General features: G+C 69.3%; 18 protein-coding genes and 1 riboswitch. Of the genes, 10 read left to right on the top strand and 8 right to left on the bottom strand.

Annotation, left to right across the window (positions count from 1 at the left end):
* Positions 1-73: 73 nt before the first annotated feature.
* The 3 genes from CP975_RS12950 to CP975_RS12940 all read left to right on the top strand — a co-directional run bounded on the left by CP975_RS12950 (position 74) and on the right by CP975_RS12940 (position 1255).
* Positions 74-394, top strand: a complete 321-nt coding sequence (locus CP975_RS12950; protein WP_055531333.1) for a DUF3618 domain-containing protein — start codon at positions 74-76, stop codon at positions 392-394.
* A 64-nt stretch (positions 395-458) separates the two neighbouring features.
* Positions 459-803 carry a GroES family chaperonin gene (locus tag CP975_RS12945; RefSeq protein ID WP_030793504.1) on the top strand — a complete coding sequence of 115 codons (345 nt, stop codon included), beginning with the start codon at positions 459-461 and terminating at the stop codon, positions 801-803.
* A gap of 18 nt (positions 804-821) precedes the next feature.
* Positions 822-887: riboswitch (guanidine-III (ykkC-III) riboswitch) on the top strand.
* A 47-nt stretch (positions 888-934) separates the two neighbouring features.
* On the top strand, positions 935-1255 hold the full coding sequence (locus tag CP975_RS12940; protein WP_055531335.1) for a DMT family transporter: 321 nt from the start codon (positions 935-937) through the stop codon (positions 1253-1255).
* Positions 1256-1279: 24 nt separating this feature from the next.
* On the opposite strand, the gene CP975_RS12935 is transcribed toward CP975_RS12940, so the two are convergent.
* The gene (locus tag CP975_RS12935) at positions 1280-3670 is read right to left on the bottom strand and encodes a transglycosylase domain-containing protein (protein WP_055531337.1); all 2391 of its coding nucleotides are present in this window, start codon (positions 3668-3670) and stop codon (positions 1280-1282) included.
* 185 nt (positions 3671-3855) lie between these two features.
* On the opposite strand from CP975_RS12935, the gene CP975_RS12930 reads away from it, so the two are divergent.
* Genes CP975_RS12930 through CP975_RS12915 form a run of 4 tightly spaced genes read left to right on the top strand, consistent with a single transcriptional unit; the run spans position 3856 to position 7175 of the window.
* Complete coding sequence (locus CP975_RS12930) at positions 3856-4677, top strand: ABC transporter permease (RefSeq protein ID WP_055531339.1); 822 nt, start codon at positions 3856-3858, stop codon at positions 4675-4677.
* Entirely contained in the window at positions 4670-5509 is an 840-nt protein-coding gene (locus tag CP975_RS12925; protein WP_055531342.1) for an ABC transporter permease, read from the top strand. The genes CP975_RS12930 and CP975_RS12925 overlap by 8 nt, the downstream gene beginning before the upstream one ends.
* Before the next feature lie 6 nt (positions 5510-5515).
* Entirely contained in the window at positions 5516-6484 is a 969-nt protein-coding gene (locus CP975_RS12920) for an ABC transporter ATP-binding protein (protein WP_055531344.1), read from the top strand.
* 10 nt (positions 6485-6494) lie between these two features.
* Complete coding sequence (locus CP975_RS12915) at positions 6495-7175, top strand: DUF1707 SHOCT-like domain-containing protein (protein WP_055531346.1); 681 nt, start codon at positions 6495-6497, stop codon at positions 7173-7175.
* A gap of 18 nt (positions 7176-7193) precedes the next feature.
* Here the strand turns inward: CP975_RS12915 and CP975_RS12910 are convergent, their stop codons facing one another.
* On the bottom strand, positions 7194-8516 hold the full coding sequence (locus CP975_RS12910) for an SGNH/GDSL hydrolase family protein (protein ID WP_055531348.1): 1323 nt from the start codon (positions 8514-8516) through the stop codon (positions 7194-7196).
* A gap of 306 nt (positions 8517-8822) precedes the next feature.
* On the opposite strand from CP975_RS12910, the gene CP975_RS12905 reads away from it, so the two are divergent.
* The 3 genes from CP975_RS12905 to CP975_RS12895 all read left to right on the top strand — a co-directional run bounded on the left by CP975_RS12905 (position 8823) and on the right by CP975_RS12895 (position 12903).
* On the top strand, positions 8823-10097 hold the full coding sequence (locus CP975_RS12905) for a DUF445 domain-containing protein (protein ID WP_246201491.1): 1275 nt from the start codon (positions 8823-8825) through the stop codon (positions 10095-10097).
* 192 nt (positions 10098-10289) lie between these two features.
* Positions 10290-11831 carry an MFS transporter gene (locus CP975_RS12900; protein ID WP_150476888.1) on the top strand — a complete coding sequence of 514 codons (1542 nt, stop codon included), beginning with the start codon at positions 10290-10292 and terminating at the stop codon, positions 11829-11831.
* Between the two features lie 151 nt (positions 11832-11982).
* Positions 11983-12903, top strand: a complete 921-nt coding sequence (locus CP975_RS12895) for a GlxA family transcriptional regulator (protein ID WP_246201769.1) — start codon at positions 11983-11985, stop codon at positions 12901-12903.
* A gap of 28 nt (positions 12904-12931) precedes the next feature.
* On the opposite strand, the gene CP975_RS12890 is transcribed toward CP975_RS12895, so the two are convergent.
* The 6 genes from CP975_RS12890 to CP975_RS12865 form a co-directional block, all read right to left on the bottom strand.
* Positions 12932-13234 carry a hypothetical protein gene (locus tag CP975_RS12890; RefSeq protein WP_150476886.1) on the bottom strand — a complete coding sequence of 101 codons (303 nt, stop codon included), beginning with the start codon at positions 13232-13234 and terminating at the stop codon, positions 12932-12934.
* A gap of 88 nt (positions 13235-13322) precedes the next feature.
* Positions 13323-13838, bottom strand: coding sequence for a nucleoside deaminase (locus tag CP975_RS12885; protein ID WP_055534734.1), 516 nt, complete (start codon positions 13836-13838; stop codon positions 13323-13325).
* An 85-nt stretch (positions 13839-13923) separates the two neighbouring features.
* Positions 13924-15042, bottom strand: coding sequence for a DEAD/DEAH box helicase (locus tag CP975_RS12880; RefSeq protein WP_055534737.1), 1119 nt, complete (start codon positions 15040-15042; stop codon positions 13924-13926).
* Positions 15039-16922 carry a DUF1998 domain-containing protein gene (gene drmB, locus CP975_RS12875; protein WP_055534739.1) on the bottom strand — a complete coding sequence of 628 codons (1884 nt, stop codon included), beginning with the start codon at positions 16920-16922 and terminating at the stop codon, positions 15039-15041. The genes CP975_RS12880 and drmB overlap by 4 nt, the downstream gene beginning before the upstream one ends.
* Positions 16923-16926: 4 nt before the next feature.
* On the bottom strand, positions 16927-20088 hold the full coding sequence (locus CP975_RS12870) for a helicase-related protein (protein ID WP_055534740.1): 3162 nt from the start codon (positions 20086-20088) through the stop codon (positions 16927-16929).
* Positions 20085-21716, bottom strand: a complete 1632-nt coding sequence (locus tag CP975_RS12865) for an NERD domain-containing protein (protein ID WP_055534742.1) — start codon at positions 21714-21716, stop codon at positions 20085-20087. Before CP975_RS12865 ends, CP975_RS12870 begins: the two co-directional genes overlap by 4 nt.
* Positions 21717-21784: the final 68 nt, after the last annotated feature.

Below are 21784 nucleotides of genomic sequence, written 5' to 3'. Positions count from 1 at the left end.
GGCGCGCGTGAAGCTGACAGACTGTGGTCACAGTTCACGTCCACATAGTCGATACGACCACGGAGGCAGCGCGGTGTCGGATGCCAGGACCCCTGCGCAGATCGAGGCGGACATCAAGCGTCGGCGCGACCAGCTGGCCGAGACGCTCGACGAGATCGGGGTGCGCGTCCACCCGAAGACGGTCGTCGGTGACGCGAAGGCGAAGGTCGTCGCCGGCGTGGACAACTCCCTGGGCCGGGCGTACGTCGGGGCGAACCGATTCGTCTCGGAGGTGAAGGGCCGGTTCCTCGGGGAGGACGGTTCGCCCCGCGTCGAGCGGATCGTCCCGGTGGCCCTGGTCGCCGTGGGCGTCGTCGGCCTGCTCGTGGTCACCTCGCGGCGGCGCAACAGCTGACCCGGGGGGCGCATACCCGACCCGGAGGGCCGCATACGGCCCCGGGGCAGGTAGGTTCGGTGGTGTGAGCGAGAAGACCCACCACGACGACAAGCTGCCCATCCGGATGCTGCACGACCGCGTGCTCGTGCGGCAGGACACCAGCGAGGGCGAGCGCCGCTCCGGCGGCGGCATCCTGATCCCCGCGACCGCGGCCGTGGGCCGGCGGCTCGCCTGGGCCGAGGTGGTCGCGGTCGGGCAGAACGTACGTACGGTCGAGCCGGGTGACCGGGTGCTGTACGACCCGGAGGACCGCGCCGAGGTCGAGGTGCGGGGCGTGGCGTACGTCCTGATGCGCGAGCGCGATCTGCACGCCGTGGCCGCGGACCGCTTCGAGGGCTCCGAGGACTCGACGGGCCTGTACCTGTAGGAAGCGGCCTCTTCAGCCTGTTTGCTACCGTGGAACCACCCCGACGAGACGCGCCGTACCGGGTTATCGCAAAGACGACGCACCCCCATCAGGTAACGCGCTGAGCGTTCCTTCTCGTCGGAGGTGCCGTCATGGCCTGGGTTCTGTTGATCGTCGCCGGTCTGCTCGAAGTGGGCTGGTCGATCGGGATGAAGTACACCGAGGGGTTCACGCGGCTGTGGCCCAGCGTGTTCACGGGCGCGGGCATCGTCGCGAGCATGATGCTCCTGTCGTACGCCGCCAAGTCGCTGCCCATCGGCACCGCGTACGGCGTGTGGGTCGGCATCGGCGCGGCCGGTGCGGCGGTGCTCGGCATGGTCGTCCTCGGAGAGCCGGTCACCGCCGCGCGGATCTTCTTCGTCTGCCTGCTGCTGGTGGCCGTAATCGGGCTGAAGGCGACCTCGGGACACTGACCCCGGCCGGGGTCGGTGTCCGCCCTAGCCGTCCGTCAGGCCGCCGATCTCGCCGCCGTCCGAGGCGCCGCCGTCGTCGGTCCCGCCGATGTCGGTCGCGCCGCCGTCGGGGCCGCCCTGGGCGGCGCCTCCATCGACCGTTCCGCCGTCGGCGGCGCCGCCGTCCGCGGTGGCCCCGCCGTCGCTCTGGTCACCCGTCTGGCCGCCGGTCTGCCCGCCGGGGTCCTGGCCGCCGTCCGTGGTGGTGCCGCCCGTGTCCTGGCCGCCGGTGGTGGCGCCCCCGTCGGTGGGGCCGCCGTCCGTCGCGCCGCCGTCCGTGGGGTCGCCCGTGGTGGCGCCGCCGTCGGTTCCCGGGTCCTGGGTGCCGCCCGTCGCCGGGTCCGGCACCACCGGCACGTCCGCGCCCTGCGCCAGCTCCAGGTCGAAGTCCTTGACGGGCTCGCCCTCCAGGGCGGCCTTGGTGTACTGCGCCCAGACGCGGGCCGGGTAGGCGCCGCCGTTGATGCGGGACTCGCCCAGCGCGCCGTACAGCGGGGTGTGCGCGCCGGTCTCCGGGTTCTGGCCCATGACGGCGACCACCGTCGCCAGGTCGGGGGTGTATCCGGCGAACCAGGCGGCCGTGTCGTTCTCGGCGGTGCCGGTCTTGCCCGCGGCGGGCCGGCCCGCGCCCTGGGCGGCGGTTCCGGTGCCGCCCTGGACGACGCTCTGGAGGATGGAGGTGGTGGTGTCGGCGGCCTCGCGGGTCACGGCCCGCTTGGTGTCCTGCTCCGGCAGGCCGATCTTCTCGCCGTCCTTGGTGATCTTCTCGACGAGCGTGTACGTGCCGTGCTCGCCGTGGTTGGCCAGCGTCGCGTACGCCTCGGCCATGTCGAGGACGCTGGCGGTGGCGGGGCCGAGCGCGATGGAAGGGGAGGCGGTGAGGTCGGGGGTGGACTCCGGGACGCCGAGGGCGACCGCGGTGTCCTTGACCTTGTCGGAGCCGACGTCGACGGCCATCTGCGCGTACACCGAGTTCACGGACTTGTCGGTGGCCTCGCGGACCGTGGTGTCGCCGTAGGAGACCTGGTCCTCGTTCTCGGGGGCGTACGTGCCGCCGCTCCAGCCCTGCACGGGCCGCTTGTTGGTGCCGTCGTAGACGGTGTTCGGGGTGATGGGCTGCCCGCTCTGGGTGACCGAGCCGTTCTCCACCGCGGAGGTGAACACGAACGGCTTGAAGGTGGAGCCGACCTGGTAGTCGCGGCGCGTGGCGTTGTTGACGTACTGCTTGGTGTAGTCGATGCCGCCGTACATCGCGACGACCTTGCCGGTGGCCGGGTCGATGGAGGCGCCGCCCGCGCGGACGTTGCGGTCGACCTTGCGGGCCTTCTTGTCGACCTTCGACATCACCTGCTCGTCGACGGCCTTCTTGAAGGCTTCCTGGCGGTCCTTCTGGAGGGTCGTGGTGATGCGGTAGCCGCCCTTGGCGAGGGTCTCCTCGTCGATGATCTTGTTGGCGGTCAGGTAGTCCTCGACGGCCTTGACGACGTAGCCGCGCTGCCCGGACAGGCCCGCCGCGCCCTTGGCCTCGTCGGGCACGGGGAACTTGATCCCGGCCCGCTCGGACTTGCCGAGCCAGCCCTCCTTGACCATGCCGTCGAGGACGTAGTTCCAGCGGCCCGCCGCGCGCTGCCTGTTCTCGGGGTGCGTGGCGACGTCGTACGCGTTGGGGGAGTTGAGGAGGGTCGCGAGGTAGGCGCCCTCGGCGGTGGAGAGTTCCTTGACGTTCTTGCCGTAGTACGCCTGGGCGGCGGCCTGCACGCCGTACGCGTTGCGGCCGAAGTAGCTGGTGTTCAGATAGCCGGAGAGGATCTCGTCCTTGCTCACCTCGCGGTCCAGCTTGATGGAGATGAAGAACTCCTTCACCTTGCGGGTGACGGTCTGCTCCTGGCCCAGGTAGTAGTTCTTCACGTACTGCTGGGTGATCGTGGAGCCGGACTGCTTGCCCTTGCCGGTGACGGTGTTCCAGGCCGCGCGGACCATCGCCTTCGGGTCGACCGCGGACTCGCCGTAGAAGTCGCGGTCCTCGGCGGCGAGCACGGCGCGCTGGACGTGCAGCGGGATCTGCTTGAGCGGCACCTTCTCGCGGTTCACCTCGCCGTCGCGGGCGATCTCGGAGCCGTCGGCGTACAGGTAGACGTTGCTCTGCTTGGTCGCGGCGGCGTTCGCCGGGGGGATCTCGACCAGCATGTAGCCCGCCATGAAGGCGCCGCCGACCAGCAGTACCAGCAGGATGAAGCCGCCGAGGACCATGCGCCAGGTCGGGAAGATCCGCCGCCAGCCCTTGCGCTTGGGGCGCCCCGGCTTCTTGGCCTTGCCGGTCTCGGTGGCCCCGCCGCCCTGCCCGGCAGGGCCCTGCTGCTGCGGCTCGTCGCTCATGTCTTGCGGAACTCCCGGTTAGCGTCGTACGTCCAGTACGCCTCGTAGACCCCATTGCACACTGCCACCCACGCGTCGGCACCCGGCACGCGCCCCCGCACCGAAAATGCCTGGCGTGAGTGGCCCCGATCACACTACGATCCTGCGCTTCGGCCCGATGCGTGGTGAGGCCCACTGTGAAAGGGATGCGTGTGCGTACAGGACGGTTCCGTTTGTACGCGGCCGTCGCCCGGGGGAGCTTTCGCCGGTACGCCACCTACCGGGTCGCGACCGCGGCGGGAGTCTTCACCAACACGGTCTTCGGGCTCATCCTCGCGTACACCTACATCGCGCTCTGGGACGAGCGGCCGGGCCTCGGCGGATACGACCAGGAGCAGGCGATCACGTTCGTCTGGCTGGGGCAGGCGCTGCTCACGGTGATGGCGCTGATGGGTGGCGGCTTCGAGGGCGAGCTGATCGAGCGGATCCGCACCGGCGACATCGCCGTCGACCTGTACCGGCCCGCGGACCTCCAGGCCTGGTGGCTGGCGAGCGATCTGGGCCGGGCCCTGTTCCAGCTGCTCGGGCGCGGCATCGTGCCGGTGGCGGCCGGCGCGCTCGTCTTCCAGCTCGCGCTGCCCGCGGATCCGCTGCGCTGGGCGGCGTTCCTGCTGGCCGTGGTGTTCGGCGCGGTGGTCAGCTTCGCGCTGCGCTTCCTGGTGGCGCTGACCGCGTTCTGGCTGCTGGACGGCGCGGGCGTCACGCAGGTGACGATGCTCGCGGGCACCTTCTTCTCCGGGATGCTGCTGCCGCTGAACGTCTTCCCCGGAGCGCTCGGCGAGGTCGCCCGCGCGCTGCCCTGGTCGGCGCTGCTCCAGGTGCCTGCCGATGTGTTCCTGGGCAGGCACACGGGCCTCGGCCTGCTACGGACGTACGTCTTCCAGCTCGGCTGGGCCGCGGTGCTGCTGACGGCCGGGCGGCTGCTCCAGGCCGCGGCGACCCGCCGGGTGGTGGTCCAGGGTGGCTGACCTCGACCCGCACCCCGGCCTGGCGCGGGTGCGCTCCGGGCTGCGGGCCTACCGGCTGATCTCCGCCATGTGGATCCGCTCCCTGATGGCCTACCGCCTCTCCTTCGCGATGACCGCGCTCGGCAACTTCGCGGTGACCGCGTTCGACTTCGCGGCGATCTTGCTGATGTTCTCCCAGGTGGACCGGCTCGGCGGCTACTCGCTGCCGGAGATCGCCTTCCTGTACGGCGCCTCCTGCACCGCGTTCGGGCTCGCCGACCTGTCCCTCGGATCCATGGACCGGCTCGGCAGGCGGGTGCGCGACGGCACGCTCGACACGCTGCTGGTGCGGCCCGCCCCGGTGCTCGCGCAGGTCGCCGCCGACCGGTTCGGGCTGCACCGGCTCGGGCGGCTGACCCAGGGCGCGCTCGTCCTCGCGTACGCGCTCGTGGTCCTGGACATCGAATGGAGCCCGCTGAAGGTCCTGATGGTGCCGCTGATGCTGGTCAGCGGCGCGGGCATCTTCGGGGCCCTGTTCGTGGCGGGCGGGGCCTTCCAGTTCGTGGCGCAGGACGCTGCGGAGGTGCAGAACGCCTTCACGTACGGGGGCACGACGCTGCTCCAGTACCCGCCGTCGGTCTTCGCCAAGGACCTGGTGCGGGGCGTCACCTTCGTGCTGCCGCTGGCCTTCGTGAACTGGCTGCCCGTGCTGTACGTCCTGGGCCGGCCCTACCCCCTCGACCTGCCGGTGTGGGCGGCCTTCACGCCCCCGTCGGTCGCCGTCGCCTGCCTCGCTCTCGCCGGTCTCGCCTGGCGCGCGGGCCTTCGTTCCTACCGCAGCACAGGGAGCTGAACCGCCGTGGACACAGCCGACCTCATCGAACTGGAGGGCGTCGAGAAGGTCTTCGACGTACGCAGGAAGACGGGGTTCCTGCGGCGCGAGCGGCACGAGGTGCGGGCCGTCGACGGGATCTCCTTCACCGTGCCGCGCGGCGAGATGGTCGGCTACATCGGGCCGAACGGCGCGGGCAAGTCGACGACGATCAAGATGCTGACCGGGATCCTCACGCCGAGCGGCGGCCGGCTGCGGGTCGCGGGCATCGACCCCTCGCGGGAGCGGACGAGGCTCGCCCAGCGCATCGGCGTGGTCTTCGGCCAGCGCACGACGCTGTGGTGGGACCTGCCGCTGATCGACTCCTACCGCCTGATGCACCGGATGTACCGCATCCCGGACACCCGCTTCCACGAGAACCTGGACCGGTGCGTGGAACTCCTCGAACTGGGCGCCCTGCTTGACGTCCCCGTGCGCCAGCTCTCGCTCGGGCAACGGATGCGGGGCGACATCGCGGCGGCGCTGCTCCACGACCCCGAGGTGCTGTATCTGGACGAGCCGACGATCGGCCTGGACGTCATCAGCAAGGCGAAGGTGCGGGGTTTCCTGCGGGACTTGAACGCGGAGTCCGGCACGACGGTCCTGCTCACCACACACGACCTCACCGACATCGAGCAGCTGTGCGAGCGCGTGATGGTCATCGACCACGGGCGGCTGATGTACGACGGTCCGCTCGCCGGTCTGCACGAGGTGGGGGAGAGCGAGCGCACCCTCGTGGTGGATCTGGAGCGCGAACTTCCGCCCATGGAGGTGGAGTCGGCGCGGGTGGTGAAGGTGGAGGGCCCCCGCCAGTGGCTGGCCTTCCCCGCCGCGGAGTCGGCGGCTCCGCTTGTCGCGCGGATCGCGGCGCGGTACCCGATGGCCGATCTCTCCATCAGGGAGCCGGACATCGAGGCGGTCATCGCCAAGATGTACGCGGAGAAGGCGACCTCGTAGGCTTCCCCCCATGAGTGAGAAACTCCCCGAGCTGCGGGCTTCCGACGCCGACCGAGAGCGGGTCGCCGAAGTGCTGCGGGACGCGATGGCCGAGGGCCGCCTCGACATGACGGAGTTCGAGGAGCGCCTCGACGCCGCGTACAAGGCCCGTACGTACGGCGAGTTGGAGCCGCTGACCCGCGACCTGCCGGCGCACGGCGCCAAGGTCTCCATGGTGAAGCGGCCCGAGAGCGGCGACCCCGCGGCCATCGACTGGGCCGCGCGGATGGTGGACCACGAGCCCACCTCGACCGGCGGCTTCGCCTTCTGGAGCGGCTTCAGCCGCAAGGGCGGCTGGACGGTGGGGCGGCAGTTCACCGCGTTCGCGATGTGGGGCGGCGGCGAGATCGACCTGCGCGAGGCCTACTTCGCGGAGCGCGACGTGGAGATCCGCTGCTTCACCATCATGGGCGGGCTCCAGGTCGTCGTGCCCCAGGAGCTGAACGTGGTGGTCAAGGGCTTCGGCATCATGGGCGGCTTCGACGACAAGGCGACCGGCCCGGGCACGCCCGGCTCGCCCCGCGTGGTCGTCAAGGGCTTCGCCCTGATGGGCGGGGTGGGCGTCGACCGCAAACTCCGCAGGGCGGAGAAGCTGCGCCTCAAGGAGGAGCGGCGAAGAGAGAAGCTGGAACGACGCAAGGAGCGGGACTGAGGCGCCCCTTCGGGCGCTCTACAGCTCGGCCGCCGCCGAACCCTTCAGGTGCGCGGGATTGAACGTCTCCGCCATCGCGCGGAACCCCGCGTCCGAGGGATGCAGATGGTCCCCGGAGTCGTACCGCTCCCGCAGCTTGCGCGGGTCGTACGGGTCCCGCAGCGCCCGGTCGAAGTCGACGACCTCGTCGAAGACCTTCCCCGAGCGGATCTGTTCGTTCACGCCCTGCCGCACCGCTTCGAGAGCGGGCCCGTAACCGCGGTGCCCGCCGAACGGCATCACCGTCGCGCCGACGACCCGCAGCCCGCGCGTGTGGGCCTGGCGGGTCAGCTCGCGCAGGCCCTCGACGATGCGGTCCGAATTGTTCTGGTGCGGGTTGCGCAGGATGTCGTTGACGCCGAGGGCGATGACGACGGCCTTGACGCCCGTGCGGTTCAGGACGTCACGGTCGAAGCGGGAGAGGCCGCTCGGGTTCGCCGCGGGCCGCCCGCGGCCGTCCGAGAGGATGCGGTTGCCGCTGATGCCCTGGTTCACCACGCCGTAGCGCGGCGCGCCCGACTCGGTGCGCAGCCGGTCGGCGAGGACGTCGGTCCAGCGGCGGTTGGCGCCCATCGTGGACGAGATGCCGTCGGTGATGGAGTCGCCGAAGACCACGACGGTGCCGTCGGTCTCGTTGCTGAGCACGTCCACGGCGGAGAGGTAGCGCCAGAACGGGCTCTGCTCGGTGTACGCGTCACCGGCCGGGTCCTCGGTGCGGTCGCCCTCGGCGACGTAGCTGATCTGGCGCGCGTGCGGGTGGTAGGTGACCGGGCCCGAGGGCGTCGGCGAGTACGTCGTGACCAGCAGGTCGGCGTCGTGCGGGACGCGCAGGCGGGCGGCGTCGCTCATCACCTGGGCGCCCGGCGGGATGAGCACCGAGGTGTTGCCGTTGAACGTGAGGCGGCGCAGCGTGCCGGGCACGACGGCCGGGGCGTTCGACGCGGAGGCCAGCGCGATGGAGGCGTGCGTGACGCTCAGCGGCGTGGTTCCGTAGAGGTTCGACAGGGTGATGCGGGCGCTCTCGCCGCCGACGCTGGTGTGCACGACGTTGCGGATGGAGCGCCCGGCGAACCCCTTGCGCTCGGTGCCCGGTTCGAACCCCGCGGGCGAGGCGGACCAGGAGCCGACCCAGGTGCCGGAGGAGGCGGGGTCGGCGGAGTTGCGGGGGCCTCGCGGGCCCGCGCTGATGGTGTCGCGCGAGCCGTCGTCGGTGCCGGCGACGCCGACGTATATACCGGCGGAAATCACCACTATGACCGCGATGACCGCGGCGAGAAGGGCATAACCGTGACGCTTGGTCATGCGGGCTCTTTCTCCTCGGGCAGGGGGAGCCCCGAGGCTCCGGTGTGATCACCCCATGATGCGGCATGGGCCGTGAGGCGGCCGACACTGCCCCCCTCTGCTCATATCGACGCCGGGAACTTGTCGTTCGTTCCAGGAGTAGGGAGGAAGGGACGGAGAACACAGGACGCGAGGACCATGAGGACGACGACGAGGCGAACGGGCCAGGTGGAGTGAGTGGAGAGCGCAAACGCGGAGAAAACCTCCGAACCCGGCAAGGGGCGTGAACCGGGTGAGGGTACGCCGTTCGGAGCAGCGCGGGCCCCCGTGACTCCGGGTGGCTTCACGTACAGCCCCGCCGACGAGGAGAAGCGGCGCGGCGTACGCCGGATGAAGATCACGGCGACGGGGCTGCTCGTCTTCGTCGCGGTCGTCTACGTCCTCGCGAAGTGGGCGCAGCACTCGGGCGCCGGGACCTGGGCCGGTTACGTCGCCGCCGCGGCCGAGGCCGGCATGGTCGGCGCGCTCGCCGACTGGTTCGCGGTGACGGCGCTCTTCCGCCACCCGCTCGGCCTGCCCATCCCGCACACGGCGATCATCCCGAACAAGAAGGACCAGCTGGGCGCCTCGCTCGGCGACTTCGTGGGGGAGAACTTCCTCTCCGCCGACGTCGTCCGCGGCCGCCTGCACGCCGTCGGCATCGGCGCCCGCCTCGGCACCTGGCTCGCCGAGCCCGCGCACGCCGACCGCGTCACCGCCGAGCTGGCCACGGCGCTGCGCGGCGCCCTGACCGTCCTGCGCGACTCGGACGTCCAGGCCGTCGTCGGCGAGGCCATCACGCGCCGCGCCGACGCCCAGGAGATCGCGCCCGGCATCGGGAAGATGCTGGAGAAGATCGTCGCCGACGGCGGCCACCACAGGGTCGTCGACCTGGTCTGCGTACGCGCGCACGACTGGCTGGTCGAGCACGCCGACTCCGTGATGGACGCGGTCCAGGGCGGGGCGCCCGGCTGGACCCCGCGGTTCGTCGACAAGCGGGTCGGCGAGCGCGTCTACAAGGAACTGCTGCGCTTCGTGACCGAGATGCGGGACATGCCCGAGCACCCCGCGCGCGGCGCCGTCGACCGCTTCCTCGCGGACTTCGCCGCCGACCTCCAGTCCGACTCGGACACCCGCGCGCGCGTGGAGCGCCTCAAGGGGGACATCCTGGCGCGCGGCGAGGTGCAGGACCTGATCGCCTCCGCCTGGTCGGCCGTACGGTCCATGATCGTGGCCGCCGCCGAGGACGAGCGCAGCGAACTGCGGCTGCGCGTGCGGGCCTCGCTGCTCTCGCTCGGCTCGCGGATGGCGCAGGACGGGCGGCTCCAGCAGAAGGTCGACGGCTGGGTCGAGGGCGCGGCCGTCTACGTGGTCACGACCTACCGCGACGAGATCACCTCGCTCATCACCGACACGGTGGCGGGCTGGGACGCGGAGCACACCTCGAAGAAGATCGAGGCGCACATCGGGCGGGACCTCCAGTTCATCCGGATCAACGGCACGGTGGTCGGCTCCCTCGCGGGGCTCGCGATCTATGCGGTGTCGCGGGTGTTCGTGGGGTAGGGGTTCGCGGAGACCGGGTGCCGGGGTGCCCTGCGGCCCGGCGTGTCCTGTGATCGTCCGGCGGGTCCAGCGCGCGTGAGGCGGCGTTTGCTGGGCACTCTGGAGGAGTTCTCTCAGCGTTGAGAGAGCCGTCGCCAGCGCAGCGCGAGCCGCGGGCCGGCGACGTGGGAACAGCGGAAGGAGCCGCCCGCCATGACCGCGTCGCCCACGTCCTCCGAGCCGCCCCCGGACCCCGGCTCGGACCCCGGCTCGGGCCCCGGCTCGGGCCCTGGCTCGGGCCCCGGCTCCGGCACTGCCCCCGAAGCCACCGTCACCACGGCCGTCCCCGCCCGCCTCGACCGCCTCCCCTGGTCCCACTGGCACTGGATGATCGTCGTAGGCCTCGGCACGGTCTGGATCCTGGACGGCCTGGAAGTCACCACCGTCGGCAACATCGCGAGCCGCCTCTCCGAGGAGGGCAGCGGTCTCGCTATCTCCTCGGCGCAGGTCACCGGCATCGCGGCGGCCCTGTACGTGGCGGGGGCCTGCGCCGGGGCGCTCTTCTTCGGCCGGCTCACCGACAAGTACGGCCGCAAGAAGCTCTTCATGGTCACCCTCGCGGTGTACCTCGGTGCCACCGCGCTCACGGCGCTCTCCTTCGACGCCTGGTGGTTCTTCCTCTTCCGGTTCCTGACCGGCTTCGGCATCGGCGGCGAGTACGCGGCCATCAACTCGGCCATCGACGAGCTGATCCCGTCCAAGTACCGGGGCCGTGTCGACCTCGTCATCAACGGCAGCTACTGGCTCGGCGCGATCGGCGGCTCACTGCTCTCGGTCGTCATGCTCAACACCGACATCTTCCCCAAGGACCTCGGCTGGCGGCTGACCTTCGCCCTCGGCGTCGTACTCGGCCTGGTGATCCTCCTCGTACGCCGCCACGTCCCGGAGAGCCCGCGCTGGCAGCTCATCCACGGGCACGGGGAGAAGGCGGAGGAACTCGTCTCGTCGGTGGAGCGCGAGATCGAGCGGGAGAAGGGCGAGCCGCTGCCGCCGCCGGACCGCGAGATCACCATCCACCAGCGCAAGAGCATCGGCTTCGGCCTGATCGCCAAGACGGTCTTCCGCGACTACCCCAAGCGCGCGGTCCTCGGCCTGTCGCTCTTCGTCGGACAGGCGTTCCTGTACAACGCGATCACGTTCGGCTTCGGCGCGATCCTGACCAAGTTCTTCGACGTCCCGTCGGGCAGCACGGGCTACTACTTCGCCGTCATCGCCGCGGGCAACTTCCTCGGCCCGCTCTTCCTCGGCAAGCTCTTCGACACGGTGGGCCGCAGGATCATGATCTCGTCGACGTACATCGTCTCCGGCGTGCTGCTCTTCCTCACGGCCTGGCTGTTCGACCGGGGCTCGCTCAGCGCGGCGACGCTGACGGCCTGCTGGTGCGTGGTCCTGTTCTTCGCGTCGGCGGGCGCGAGCAGCGCGTATCTGACGGTCTCCGAGATCTTCCCGATGGAGACCCGCGCCATGGCCATCGCCTTCTTCTACGCGATCGGCACGGCGGCCGGCGGCATCAGCGGCCCCCTGATCTTCGCCAAGCTGACCGAGTCGGGCGTGGTCGGCGACACGGTGCTCGCGTTCCAGATCGGGGCGGGCCTGATGTGCGCGGCGGGCCTGGTGGCGGCGGTGTTCGCGGTGAAGGCGGAGAGGCGTTCGCTGGAGGACATCGCGGAGCCGTTGTCGACGGTGAAGCGGTAGCCGGGGCTTGGCCGTGACGAGAAGGGAGGCGGGGGCCAGGCCAATGGCGGGGGCGAGGCATGCGTCGGGTGCGAGGCGGCCGAGGCAGCCGAGGCGGCCGAGGCAGCCGAGGCAGACGGTCGCGGTCCTGGTGAGGGACGGCGTACTGCCCATGGAACTGGGCCTGGTCCACCAACTGCTCGGCACGGCCCGCTCGCCGTCGGGTGACCTCCTCTACGACGTACGCACGTGCGCCCCACGCCCCGGCAGGATCCGCACGGACGCGGACTTCCCGATCTACGCGGAGCACGGCCTGGACGTGGTCGCGGCGGCGGACACGGTGATGGTCCCGGCGTCGCACGAGAGCGACGAGGAAATGGAACCGGGCGGCCTGTCAACGGAGTTGGTGTCGGCGCTGGCCCTCCGGGAGGGCCGCAGGGTGGCATCCATCTGCACGGGCGCGTTCGTCCTGGCGGCGGCGGGCCTGCTGAACGGGCGCAGGGCGACGACCCACTGGCTCTCGGCGGACCGCTTCGCGCGGAGGTTCCCGGAGGTGACGGTGGACGCGGACGTCCTCTACGTGGACGAGAACGAGGTGCTCACCTCGGCGGGCGAGGCGGCGGGCATCGATCTGTGCCTCCATCTGATCCGCTCCGACCACGGCGCGGCGATCGCGGCGGAGGTGGCGCGCCGCACCGTCGTACCGCCCCACAGGGAGGGCGGTCAGTCCCAGTACATCCAACGCCCTCTGGCGGAACCGCAGTTGACGTCGACCGGCGCGGCCCGAGCCTGGGCCCTGACCCGCCTGGCGGACCCTCTGACCCTGGCCGACCTGGCGGCGGTCGGATCGATGAGCGTACGCACGTTCAGCCGCCGCTTCCGGGAGGAGACGGGCCTGACGCCCATGCAGTGGCTGACGCAGCGCAGGGTGGACCGGGCGCGCGAACTCCTGGAGTCCACGGACCACACGATCGACCGCATCGCGACAGAGTCGGGCTTCGGTACGGCGGCGTCCCTGAGACAGCACTTCGCGGCGGGGGTGGGGGTGGCGCCGGGGGTCTACCGGGGGGCGTTCAGGGGCTCGGCCCGCTGATTCCTCCCACCCCCCCCGGGGGGTCGCCTCAGCCCCGCCGGTCGGCAAGCAGATACGAGGCGACGCCGACCGCCCCCGAGACCCCGAGGACGGACGGCCAGGCGCCCACCTTCTTGGCCAGGGGGTGCGACCCGGCGAACCCGGCGACGTACGCGGCGCTGAGCGCGGCGGCGGTCTTCGTCCCGGCGGCCTGCTGCCACTGCCGAGCGGCGACGCCTCCGGCAGCGGCGAGCACGATTCCCCCGAGGGGCCGCTTCTTGGTGAACCGGGCGACGCCGTACCCCCCGATGAGCCCACTCGCCGCCACGACGGCCCCCGGAATCCTCACCACAATTTGCCCGCCTCTCGGTGATACGTCCCTGATGTCTCTCGGCCCGAGGCTAACGCGCAGGCCCGTAAACCGGCCGGGCGGGGGATCATCAGAGCTTCGGCTCCACGGGATGCGGCTGCGCGGCCGCCCACGCGGCGAGAACGTCCACCGCGGCCGAGCGGGGCGCCCCGTCGACGGCCACCTCGTTCAGCATCCGCCGCTGCGCGTTGGGCAGCGCCAGCTCCCGATAGAACCGCAGATCCTCGTGCCCGTTGACCGCGGCGTCGTGACTGGTGGCGCCGTAGACGAGCCGTGGAATCCCGGCCCAGTAACAGGCGACGAGACACATGGGGCAGGGCTCGCTGCTCGAATACAGCGTGCCGTTCTCCATGAGGTACGTCCCGAGCCGCTGCCCCGCGTCACGCAGAGCCACGACCTCGGCATGCGCGGTCGGATCACACGACTCGACGACGGAGTTCGCCCCCTCGCCCACCACGTCTCCGCCCACGACGACGACGGCCCCGAAGGGCTTCTTCGTACTGCCGTCGGTGAGCGAGCGGCGGGAGTGGGCGATGGCCAGATCGAGAAACTTGCGGTCGTGGTCGTTTTCGGGGGCGTAGGGCACGGATCTCCCTCTCCATCGACATATCCAGACACAAGCACCGTAACTGTGTCAGTACTGCGAAGCGGAGTTGCGTGAAGCGGTGTTCTCAGTGGAACCGGGTGCAGATGCGGCGCCTTTCCAGAAGATCGTGCGGCACATCGGCGACGATCTCGGGCTCCCGTTCGTCGTAGTGGATGAGATACAGCGCGTTCCGTGCACGTGTGCACAGGATGTGGAAACGCCTGCGGGCGGAGGCACCTGTCGGGTCTTCCGGATAGGCATCCAGGTCGGGGACAAAGACAGTGTCGAACTCCATCCCTTTCATGCTTGCCGTGTGAATGATGTGCACGCGGTGCGAGGAGAAGTCGACCACGGAACGATTGACGTCGGACGAGACGTAGGACTCGACCGACGCGGCATGACCGCGTTCTGCCAGCCCGCGATGGATCTCGCGTTGTAGCTCCGTGCTTCTGCAGATGACCCCGATGCGTTGGTCGGGCTGAGCCGCGACGAACTGCGACAGCTGTGCCAGAAAGGCATCCGGGTGTCGACAGCGGAGGAGCACGCCCTTGTCTCCGGTGCGTTGCGAGAGGCGTTCGAGACCTGCTGGCGAGCGGACTTGAAAAAAGTCGGCAAGGCGGGCGATTTCCCGGGTTGAGCGCAGGTTCCCGGACAACTGAACCGGGCCGTCGACAGCCTTGAGGGTACGACCGATGGCTTCGACGCTCGTCTGGCCTTCGCCGATTCCCAAACCTTCGTCCGCGAAGACCGTGATCCGGTCGGCGAGGAGACGGCAGACACGGTAGAAGCCGGGGGGAAGCTCCTGGCCTTCGTCGATGACCAGGTCGTCGACTCTGCTCGGAGGCCTGTCGATGCAGCTGTCGAGCATCGCTGCCCAGTCGTAGCTCCACTCGCCGGTGTCGTCACTCGGCGGGTCGCAGGCGAAGTTGTCGTTCCACAAGGCCCGTAGCCAGCGGTGGAAGGTGGTGATGCGGACCCCCTCGCTCAGGCGCGCCGAGATGTGGGCCGTGTGTTGGCTCAACAGGTTGGCGTGCGTGACGAGGGCAGTGGGTCGGCCCACGGTCGCCAGCGCCCATGCGCGATAGGCGGCGGTCACAGTCTTACCGGAGCCAGGGGGCCCGGTCACCAGGTGGCGGCCGTCGAAAGGCAGGGTGATGACCGCTTCCTGGCCGGGCGTCAGTTCAAGGAGCGTCGGGAGGGTCACGGCGCCTCGACCGCCGCTGCCGACTCCTCCAAGGCCGCCGCAATCACCGGCCGGAAGAACCCTTCCACTTGGCCGTCACCGATCAGCAGGGTTCGGTCCAGCAAGACGTTCCCGATCTCGCACGACGTCTCGGGCAGCAGGGTGCAGGCATGGCAGGCGGCTCTGTTGAGGTTGGCCAGGGACCGGCCGGTGGAGTCTGAGCAGAGTGGGTCCTGCGAGCACCACTGGGCAGATTCCAGCAGGCGCACCAGGGTGTCGGTCAGGTGCGGGGGTTGTCCTTGTCGGACCAGTCCACCGAGTGTCCCCTCCGAGTCCCCGGCGGCCGTGTACACGAAGACTCCCGACTGAGCAGGATGCGGGCTGCCCGGTGCGTGACTCCTCGCATAGACGCGCTCCCTGAGCGACGCGGCGTTGTACCCGCTCTCGTAGGACAGCTGGCGGATGAGTTGATGTGCCAGCGTGTGCAGCATGACGTACCTGGGCAGGAGCCGCGGTCCGGTCCGCTCGCGGCAGCGGTTCTCCTGGAAGGACGACCCGAGGTTGGTCTCCATGTGGCCGACCCAGTCGCGCACGCCCGGGGAGTTCTCCCAGGCGCGCAGGGCGTCGTCGTCGAGAGCGATGAAGATTCCTTCACCGTACGACTCCACGGCAGGGAGCCACTCTGCCCTGGCCACGGGGTTGACGGAGACGAGCCGATCACGATCGTCCGCCTCGATGCGAGTGAAGCCTTCGAGCGCCCGCACCTCGCGGATTCGGGTGGCCGCGACCACGCGCTCGATCCTCTGGTGCAACAGTGAGACCGAGGGCGGATCGTCCGGCTTCGAGTCGAGGCTCACCTGTGCGATCCGGAACTCGCGCGAGGACACGGACTCCGGGTCGTGACTGGTGAAGGCGGCCCATTCGCCGATGCTCAGATCGTCCTTGGCGTTGGTGCCCGCCGGGGCTGCCGACCTGTCGATGGCGTCCTCGTGAAGGAGCTTCCGGACGAACTCCTCATCGACTTCGCAGTCCTCCGCGATGTACTCGATGAGCGTGCCCGCGGCGGGCCCGTCGGGTGCGCCGGCGACTCTCCGCCACAGGGCGTGGCTCGTCACCTTCAGCGCGTCGGCCTCGTCCTCGTCCCCGTCCTCGGGGAGCGGGATCTCGATGGCGGAGTGCACGACAGGGAAGTAGACGTTCGAGGCACCGCGTTGGATGACGCGGGGCGTCTCCTCGCAGTCGATGCGCTCGTCCCCCGCGTCCTGCCATGGGTGAGTCCCTGAACAGGACGTGCCGCGCCGTAGCAGAGCGTTCTTGTCGGTGACGCCTTCGAGAGTTTGACCGGCTCCGCAAGCGAAGCAATCGACGCGGAGCGCGTCGAGGCCGGAGGAATCCGGAGAGGTCGTGAACGTGAGCTGCCTTACCTGGCACTGCCTGCGCTCGTGGCCCTCGGCCTGCCAGTGCGCCCAGCGTCGCCAGTCGATGTCGGCCATGTGCCCGTCGCGGCACACCTGGACGAAACGCATGGGTGCGAGTTGCGGGGAGTCGGAGCAGCGTCCGCACCTCGGCGCCTTGTCCCGCTCCTCGTGCTCGGCGATCCAGTAGGTCATCCTGCGACACTTGGGACAGAACAACCATCGGGGAAAGCGCACGTACACGGGGCCGATCCGCGAGACGTACTGCGCTTTGCCTGCTGGGATCGCCGGTGCCGCGCGGAAGCCGGCGACGTCAAGTTTGCGGGCGAGGCGGGGGGATTCGACGACCTCGCCCCGCCTCCAACTGCGGGCGTCCGCAGCGACGAACGACTCTCCTCGAAGGTCGATGATGCCGCCGACCCCGAAGGGGGACACCGTCTGGGTCCGCCGGATCTTCCGCCTGTTGTCCTTTGTGTTGTCCTTCACGGCGTCAGGCTCCTCTCACGGCGACCAAGCAATCCCGGTCTACGTTCCGCATGGATTGAGCCGTTTCCCATAGTCCCTCGGCGGGCTTCCCGAAGTCGGTCAGCAGAGCGTCGTCGCCCCGCCCCTGCGGTTTGTAGTAGAGACGCCCGCCGTTTCCTCGCGCCGACTCGGCTGCCTGGAGCCACTCGTCGATCCGGGCGTTGAGGTCATCCTCGGCCGCGCCGGCCTCACTGGGGTCGGAGATGCGAATGTGGCTCAGAAGGCGATCCCGGATCATCTCGAGATCCTCACGACGGCCCACCACATCCCCCGCCATGTCCTCGGAAGCGAGACCGAGACCATGGCGGACGAGGATGGTGAGCACGGCGTGCAGGGCGCGCTGCCTCGAGGGCGGTGACCAGGGTGTGACGCTCGTCGGCTCCACATGGCGGTAGAGCGACGCGTGGTAGGGCCCGAACGACTCGTAGTGGGACCGGTCGCGAGGTTTGGAGGACCGGAAGAGCGTCACGATCAGGCCGGGAACCAGCCGTCGACCCACACGGCTGGTCGCCTGGATGTATTCGGACGTCGTCTTGGGCTGCCCATTCATGATCATGAGCCCGAGGCGAGGCACGTCGACGCCCACGGAAAGCATGTTGGTGGTGGCGAGGAAGGAGACGCTCTCCTTGTCGGTGAGAGATCTGCCGAGTCGGTCGAGCAGCTTGGGCTGGGCGGTGCGAGAGATGTTGCTGGTCAGTTCGACCACCGTGCTGTCCGGCAGATCACGGCGGAACGCCTCGTCACGGGTCAGGTGTGCGAGTCGCGCCGGGATGTCGTCGCGGGCGATGGTGATGGTACGGCCCAGCTCGCGAAGGCTGTTGTGATAGGCGACCACGGTCCAGTACGCGTCGCGCAGGTCGTCCCGGTCGGTGACGGACTCCGAGGCTTGGAGCGTGGCGGCACCGGTGTGGACTGTCGCAGTCGCCGGCGTGTGTCCCTGAGCCATGACACCGACGTACAACCGTCCCGGCCGCGTGCCATCGGTGGATGCGAAGAAGGAATTCCGTGCATCGAGGCCGGCCGGTGGGAAGAGTTGGGTGCTGCGCCCGTACAGATTCTGGATCTGCTCCTGCGACCGCCGGATGGTGGCCGTCGACGCGATGACCTTCGGCCTGGCCCCCTCCCAACCGCACAGCGCGAGGACGGCCGACTCGTACAGTCCGACGGTGGTCCCCAGAGGACCGGCAAGTAGATGCAGCTCGTCCTGGATCACCAGGGAGGGCCTCAGCCGACCGCGGCCGCCGAAGATCCGTCCGGCCTTCGGCTCCCAGGCCAGCCGGGCGAACTTGTCCACTGTGCCGAGCAGGAAGGTCGGCGGGTACTCGTAGATGTGCTGGTCCACGACAGCGACCGGGAGTTGGTCGTGGAAGACGCAGGTCTCGCGCGGGCAGTTGAAGGAGAAGGAGGAATGGTCCGCGGAGATGCCGTAGTCGCTGTCGCGCGTGTAGCGCCTCGGAACGATTTCGGTGCCGCACCACGGGCAACGCTCCAGCAGAAATCGGTCGTCTGGCTCGGTGAGCTGCTTCAGTTCGCCGAGTTCGACCGTCGCCCTGGCATAGGAGTTCGGGGTGGTCTCCTGGCCCACCCAGAGACCGACAGTGATGGGTTCGCTCCCCAGCCGACGGCCCTCGTCCCCGTCATGGCCGCGTCTCATGTACTCGAGGGCGCAGATCGCCGTGGCCGTCCGCTGGAACTGCTGCGTGGTGAGAAGGCTGAGTGTGTAGCGGCTGATGACCGCCGTGCCACCCCCGGCGGCCCCGTGGTGCAGGCGTCGCCAGGCGATCTCGAAGCAGGCCGTCAGCAGGTATGCCTCGGTCTTGCCGCCGCCGGTGGGGAACCAGATCAGGTCGACGGTGTCGCGGTCGTCACTGTTCGGATTCATCAACCCTTCGACGACGAGTAGGAAGAACGCGAGCTGGAACGGATGCCAGGCGGCATCGCCGTCGGGTTCGCTGACGTGGACGACATCCTCGTTCCGCCGACGACGGGTGCCGGCCAACTCACGGCGCGAGTGAAGCATCTGCAGGGCCATGGCGCGGTTGGCCAGCCGGAATGCCTCGCGCGCATCCTCACCGGCAGGTGTATCCGAGGTGAGCGCCTGTACCCCGGACTCCATGCGTTCGACGGCGGTCAGGATTCGATCCAGGATGCGCGCCGCTGGGGGTTTCGCCCAGTCGTGAAGCTTGGACCTCTCGATGTCCAGGTTCTCGTACCAGGCACGGTAGTCGGCGACGAAGGATGTCAGGCCGGCGCGGAGATCCTCTGCCGAGAGGTCGGCTCGCGAGAGTCCGGCGAGCTTCAGGATCGGCAGGTCGGCCGGACCGTCCGGACGGATGTGGGGGACCGTCTTCTGCGGTAGGACCTCGGCACTGAGTGAGGTGACGGGCTTGCTGGTGTCGTCCCATTCGACGGCGCACCCATGGCCTATCGCTCGCGTCACGACGTGCCGGTACTGGATCCGCAACTCCTGCTCTTCGGGGTCGCGGCTGTTGAGCCGGGTGCTCGGGTACTCGAGCACCTCGCCGCCGACGGTTCCGGCCGTCAACTCGGCCTGGAAGAGCATGAGGTTCCAGGCATCTCGCGGCTCTTCGTCCTCATGGTGCGCGTTGGCCAGGACACAGGTCACCAGGTGACCGTTACGGTGACGACGCCAGCGGGTGAACAGCTTGGCGTGGCCGTCCAGCACGGACGCGCCGCCGGCGGATTCCGCGGTGACCGAGATCGCCTCGGTCTGACGTGGGCGACGCTTCCATACTCTGCGCCGCCCCTCGCGAGACGTCTCATAGCGAGCGGCAGAGCACACCAGGTCGATTCTCGGGGCGTCGGTGAAGAACGAGAACCCCATCGACGACGGCAACCAGGCATTGGCCTCCGCCACCGGGTCGTCGGCGAATCCGTCCTCCTCGCCCGGCCCGATCGCACCCTCCGGGTCCTCCTCCTCGCCGGCGGCCGATGTGTGGATATGGAGGTCGGTGCCGCGCGGATAGAGCGTGCCCATGAGGTAGCGACGGTCCGGCGGGTCGACCAGGGTCTCGTCCTCACCACCCGCGGGCCCGACCAACTGCTGCCGCAGGTACGCCACGAATGCGTCGCGGTGGTCCGCCAGCTCCTCCTCGGTAGTGGTCACTTCGCGGCACCGTTCCTCTTCAGCTTCAGCGAGGCCAGACACATGTCGTTGAGCAGAGGTTTGACTCCCGGCCGGGTAGCGATCCACAACTGGGCGCGAGCCCGCGTCCAAGCGACATAGACCGCGTCCAGCCGACCCGCCAGCGCCTCGGGCTCCATGTCGATGACACAGACGGCCTGATTCTCGAGCCCTTTGAAATCAGCCACCGATGACCACGTGATCCTCCTGCGCGGGGCTCCGGTACCTACTAGGTCGGAGTAGGGCTCGATCCTTCCGGAGCGACGCGACAACCGAGCCGATGAGTTCTCCCAGTCACCCGTGGACGACAGGATGGTGATGTCGCCGGGGGAGAGCCCCTCGGCGGCCAGCCGGTCCAGATAGGCGTCCAGGGCCTCGGCTTCGTGCACGCGTGAACGGACATCGGCAAACACCACGTGCTCGCCCTGACCTGCCTTGGCGACCCCGAGGTCGGCACCTGTATATGTTTGGACCTGGGTCACGATCTGCTCGGTGTTCCGACAGTTCCGGCCGAGCGCGAGACTCGTCACCCCCAGGCCTCTGAGGTATTCCCACGCCTCGTCGTCGTAGTGCTGCGGTGACAGCACCTGGTTGTTCTGGTCGAGCATGAAGATCCAGTGCCCCCGCTCCAGACCGCCGTCGATCAACTCGTCGAGTTCGTTCAACGCCTTGAAGTTCATCAGGTCCTGTGCCTCGTCCACGATCAGGTGGTCGAAGGTACGCCCACGCACCTCGTGGAGTCGTTCGTAGGGAAGGACCGTGACCGGTTCATCGGACAGCACATGAGCCACGTGCCTGGCCAAGGGGGAACTGGCACAGGTGAACAGGACGCTGCCATTGACCGACTTGCGGCGGGCGGCCTCCGCTGCCAGGAAGGTCTTGCCTGTGCCCGCGCCACCCCTCCAGACATGACGCGGATTCTCGGCCAACGCATCGATTTTCTCGTACTGTTCCGCTGTCAGACGTTCGAACTCGGCCTCGAGATCCGTGATGCGCGAGCGAAGGTTGGGAACAAGGTCGAAATTCGGCCGCATGGCTCGCACGATCTCCTTCCGCAGGGCAGCGGGGATTGGGGAGATGGCCGACCGGTTTTGGCCCTTTTTTCGCCAGTACTTACCGGCACGCTCGATTGCCGCTTCGAGCCCCCGTCCCCCGTCGTACGCCCTCTGGCCAAGGTACTGCTCCGGGTCATATTCGGTCATCGGTGGGAGGTCGACATCCGGCGTGATGACCAGATAGCCGCCGACGGCACGCCGCGCGCGAAGCCCGTCGACGGCCTGCCGCAGTTCGCGCTCCAGCTCGTGCATCCCTGAACTGGCCTGTGCGAAGGGGCCTTCGCGGCGGACATCAGCGGTGCCGTCCCCTCGTCCGAACCGCCACTCCCCATCGTGGTGGGAGATCTGCCCGCCCTTCACTTCGATGAACAGGATCAGTTGCGGTGTCACCACTACGAAGTCGATCTCGCCGACGCGCTTGTAGCGATGCGCCGGCAGGTGTACGGAGTGCAGCGCCACGCTCTCGCTGTCGGGAATGGCTTTGAGCGCGGCGAACACGCTGCGCTCGGCGCGGCTTCGCGTCCTCCGTGAGATCTCGCTCGGAATGGTTCTCATCAACTCTCCCCGTGGCGGCGGCAACAAGGTCACGATAGCGATATGAATTGAGTACGAACACGGAAGTC

The organism is Streptomyces alboniger (assembly GCF_008704395.1).
GTDB lineage: Bacteria > Actinomycetota > Actinomycetes > Streptomycetales > Streptomycetaceae > Streptomyces > Streptomyces alboniger.
The sequence above is the reverse complement of the archived record's forward strand: the minus strand, read 5'-3'. Positions and strand labels throughout refer to the sequence as shown.

Coding starts and splice junctions, on each gene's coding strand:
- CP975_RS12915 (WP_055531346.1), top strand. CDS start 6,495: ATGAGTGAGAAACTCCCCGAGCTGCGGGCTTCCGACGCCGACCGAGAG.
- CP975_RS12865 (WP_055534742.1), bottom strand. CDS start 21,716: ATGAGAACCATTCCGAGCGAGATCTCACGGAGGACGCGAAGCCGCGCC.
- CP975_RS12930 (WP_055531339.1), top strand. CDS start 3,856: ATGCGTGTGCGTACAGGACGGTTCCGTTTGTACGCGGCCGTCGCCCGG.
- CP975_RS12900 (WP_150476888.1), top strand. CDS start 10,290: ATGACCGCGTCGCCCACGTCCTCCGAGCCGCCCCCGGACCCCGGCTCG.
- CP975_RS12935 (WP_055531337.1), bottom strand. CDS start 3,670: ATGAGCGACGAGCCGCAGCAGCAGGGCCCTGCCGGGCAGGGCGGCGGG.
- CP975_RS12940 (WP_055531335.1), top strand. CDS start 935: ATGGCCTGGGTTCTGTTGATCGTCGCCGGTCTGCTCGAAGTGGGCTGG.
- CP975_RS12895 (WP_246201769.1), top strand. CDS start 11,983: ATGGAACTGGGCCTGGTCCACCAACTGCTCGGCACGGCCCGCTCGCCG.
- CP975_RS12910 (WP_055531348.1), bottom strand. CDS start 8,516: ATGACCAAGCGTCACGGTTATGCCCTTCTCGCCGCGGTCATCGCGGTC.